The organism is Streptomyces sp. AC602_WCS936, assembly GCF_019049125.1.
Classification (GTDB): domain Bacteria; phylum Actinomycetota; class Actinomycetes; order Streptomycetales; family Streptomycetaceae; genus Streptomyces.
This window is the reverse complement of record NZ_JAGMUF010000089.1, coordinates 51,327-53,964: the sequence shown is the minus strand read 5'-3', so window position 1 is coordinate 53,964 and position 2,638 is coordinate 51,327. Positions and strand designations below refer to the sequence as shown.

Here is a 2,638-nt window from a genome sequence, read left to right as displayed (position 1 = left end):
CCCGGTTGGCGGCGGCGTTGACGCCGGAGGTGGACGCGGTGCTGGCCCGGCACCCGCTGCGGGAACTGGTCACCACCTCCGACCCGCTGCCCCTGCTCGTCGAGCGCGAACGCGCCCTGTACGGCGCCTGGTACGAGTTCTTCCCCCGCTCCGAAGGCACCCCCCAGCAGCCCCACGGCACCTTCCGCACCGCCGCTCGCCGCCTGCCCGAGATCGCCGCGATGGGCTTCGACGTCGTCTACCTCCCGCCCGTCCACCCCATCGGCACCACCCACCGCAAGGGCCGCAACAACACCCTCTCCGCCACCCCCGACGACGTCGGCGTCCCCTGGGCCATCGGCTCACCCGAAGGCGGCCACGACACCGTCCACCCCGACCTCGGCACCCTCGAGGACTTCACCTGGTTCGTCGGCCAGGCCGCCTGCCACGGCCTGGAGATCGCCCTCGACTTCGCCCTCCAGTGCTCCCCCGACCACCCCTGGGTCCACAAACACCCCGAGTGGTTCCACCACCGCACCGACGGCACCATCGCCCACGCCGAGAACCCGCCCAAGAAGTACCAGGACATCTACCCCGTCGCCTTCGACGCCGACATGGACGGCCTGGTCACCGAGACCGTGCGCGTCCTGCGGTTCTGGATGGGCCACGGCGTGCGGATCTTCCGCGTCGACAACCCCCACACCAAACCCGTCGTGTTCTGGGAGAGGGTCATCGGCGAGATCAACCGCCACGACCCCGACGTCATCTTCCTGGCCGAGGCCTTCACCCGCCCCGCGATGATGCACACCCTGGCCCAGATCGGCTTCCAGCAGTCCTACACCTACTTCACCTGGCGCAACACCAAGCAGGAACTGACGGAGTACCTCACCGAACTGTCGGGGGACGCCGCCTCCTACATGCGGCCCAACTTCTTCGCCAACACCCCCGACATCCTGCACGCCCACCTCCAGCACGGCCACCGCCCCGCCTTCGAGGCCCGCGCCGTCCTGGCCGCCACCCTCTCCCCCACCTGGGGCATCTACAGCGGCTACGAACTGTGCGAGAACACCCCCCTGCGCGCAGGCAGCGAGGAATACCTCGACAGCGAGAAGTACCAGCTCAAACCCCGCGACTGGACCCGCGCCACCCGCGAGGGCACCACCATCGCCCCCCTCATCACCCGCCTCAACACCATCCGCCGGGCCCATCCCGCGCTGCACCGGCTCAGGAACCTCCGCTTCCACCACACCGACAACGACGCCCTCATCGCGTACAGCAAACGCGAGGGGTCCGACGTCGTGCTGGTGGTCGTGAACCTCGACCCCCACCACACCCAGGAGGCCACGATCTCGCTCGACATGCCGCAGCTCGGCCTGGACTGGCACGCGTCGGTGCCGGTCCACGACGAACTCACGGACGAGACCTACCACTGGGGCCGCAAGAACTACGTGCGGCTGGAGCCCGGCCGGGCCCCCGCACACGTCTTCCACCTCCGCCGGCCGTCCGCCGCCGCGCCCGGGAACGAAGGGTCCGCAGCCTCATGACCGTGAACGAGCCCGTCCCGGACAAGTTCGAGGACACCCCGGCCAAGGACCGCGACCCGGACTGGTTCAAACGAGCCGTCTTCTACGAGGTCCTCGTCCGCTCCTTCCAGGACAGCAACGGCGACGGCATCGGCGACCTCAAAGGCCTGACCGCCAAACTGGACTACCTGCAATGGCTGGGCGTGGACTGCCTGTGGCTGCCGCCCTTCTTCAAGTCGCCCCTGCGCGACGGCGGCTACGACGTCTCCGACTACACCGCCGTACTGCCCGAGTTCGGCGACCTGGCCGACTTCGTCGAGTTCATCGACGCGGCCCACCAGCGCGGCATGCGCGTGATCATCGACTTCGTCATGAACCACACCAGCGACCAGCACCCGTGGTTCCAGGAGTCCCGGAAGAACCCCGACGGCCCGTACGGCGACTACTACGTCTGGGACGACGACGACACCCGGTACGCCGACGCCCGCATCATCTTCGTCGACACCGAGGCCTCCAACTGGACCTACGACCCGGTCCGCGGCCAGTACTACTGGCACCGCTTCTTCTCCCACCAGCCCGACCTCAACTACGAGAACCCGGCCGTGCAGGAGGAGATGCTGGGCGCGCTGAAGTTCTGGCTGGACCTGGGTGTGGACGGCTACCGGCTCGACGCCGTGCCCTACCTCTACGCCGAAGAGGGCACCAACTGCGAGAACCTGCCCGCCAGCCACGCCTTCCTCAAGCGGGTCCGCAGCGAGATCGACGCGCACTACCCCGACACCGTGCTGCTGGCGGAGGCCAACCAGTGGCCGGAGGACGTCGTCGACTACTTCGGCGACTTCGCCTCCGGCGGCGACGAGTGCCACATGGCCTTCCACTTCCCGGTCATGCCCCGCATCTTCATGGCCGTCCGCCGCGAGTCCCGCTACCCCGTCTCGGAAATCCTCGCCAAGACCCCGGCCATCCCGTCCGGCTGCCAGTGGGGCATCTTCCTGCGCAACCACGACGAGCTGACCCTCGAAATGGTCACCGACGAAGAGCGCGACTACATGTACGCGGAGTACGCCAAGGACCCGCGCATGCGCGCCAACATCGGCATCCGGCGCAGGCTCGCCACCCTGCTGGACAACGACCGG

2 protein-coding genes are annotated in these 2,638 nt (G+C 68.5%); both read left to right on the top strand.

What is annotated here, in order from left to right; translation table 11 throughout:
• The coding region (locus tag KUM03_RS25390; RefSeq protein WP_217251607.1) for an alpha-1,4-glucan--maltose-1-phosphate maltosyltransferase at nucleotides 1-1,523 on the top strand (1,523 nt) is incomplete at its 5' end.
• The coding region (gene treS, locus KUM03_RS25385; RefSeq protein WP_254399863.1) for a maltose alpha-D-glucosyltransferase at nucleotides 1,520-2,638 on the top strand (1,119 nt) is incomplete at its 3' end. The genes KUM03_RS25390 and treS, both read left to right, overlap by 4 nt.